The sequence below is a fragment of the Enterobacter cloacae complex sp. P47BA genome, from assembly GCF_014930485.1.
GTDB classification, from domain to species: Bacteria; Pseudomonadota; Gammaproteobacteria; order Enterobacterales; family Enterobacteriaceae; genus Enterobacter; species Enterobacter bugandensis.
Genome location: NZ_JADBRF010000043.1, coordinates 1 through 893, shown reverse-complemented (window position 1 = coordinate 893; position 893 = coordinate 1). Strand labels below are relative to the sequence as shown.

The following is an 893-nucleotide window of genomic DNA, read 5'->3' as shown; positions in this document are numbered from 1 at the left end:
GGCCGGGAACTCAAAGGAGACTGCCAGTGATAAACTGGAGGAAGGTGGGGATGACGTCAAGTCATCATGGCCCTTACGAGTAGGGCTACACACGTGCTACAATGGCGCATACAAAGAGAAGCGACCTCGCGAGAGCAAGCGGACCTCATAAAGTGCGTCGTAGTCCGGATTGGAGTCTGCAACTCGACTCCATGAAGTCGGAATCGCTAGTAATCGTGGATCAGAATGCCACGGTGAATACGTTCCCGGGCCTTGTACACACCGCCCGTCACACCATGGGAGTGGGTTGCAAAAGAAGTAGGTAGCTTAACCTTCGGGAGGGCGCTTACCACTTTGTGATTCATGACTGGGGTGAAGTCGTAACAAGGTAACCGTAGGGGAACCTGCGGTTGGATCACCTCCTTACCTTAAAGAACCTGCCTTTGCAGTGCTCACACAGATTGTCTGATGAAAAACAGCAGTAAAAAACCTCTACAGGCTTGTAGCTCAGGTGGTTAGAGCGCACCCCTGATAAGGGTGAGGTCGGTGGTTCAAGTCCACTCAGGCCTACCAAATTTGCGAAGCAAATTTGAAGAGGTTGGCAAAACGATGGGGCTATAGCTCAGCTGGGAGAGCGCCTGCTTTGCACGCAGGAGGTCTGCGGTTCGATCCCGCATAGCTCCACCATCTTTTACTGCGAACACAAGAAAACTTCAGAGTGAACCTGAAAAGGTGCACTGCGAAGTTTTGCTCTTTAAAAATCTGGATCAAGCTGAAAATTGAAACGACACATCTTTAATGGTGTGTTCGAGTCTCTCAAATTTTCGCAATCATGAAGTGAAACATCTTCGGGTTGTGAGGTTAAGCGACTAAGCGTACACGGTGGATGCCCTGGCAGTCAGAGGCGATGAAGG

The 893-nt window shown here is 50.4% G+C and carries 2 tRNA genes and 1 rRNA gene; all 3 read left to right on the top strand.

Annotation, left to right across the window (positions count from 1 at the left end):
• Window positions 1-405 (top strand): 16S ribosomal RNA (locus IM299_RS22755); the annotation flags it as partial.
• A 70-nt stretch (window positions 406-475) separates the two neighbouring features.
• Window positions 476-552 (top strand) — tRNA-Ile (locus IM299_RS22750).
• Between the two features lie 38 nt (window positions 553-590).
• Window positions 591-666: transfer RNA gene (locus tag IM299_RS22745), tRNA-Ala, on the top strand.
• Window positions 667-893: the final 227 nt, after the last annotated feature.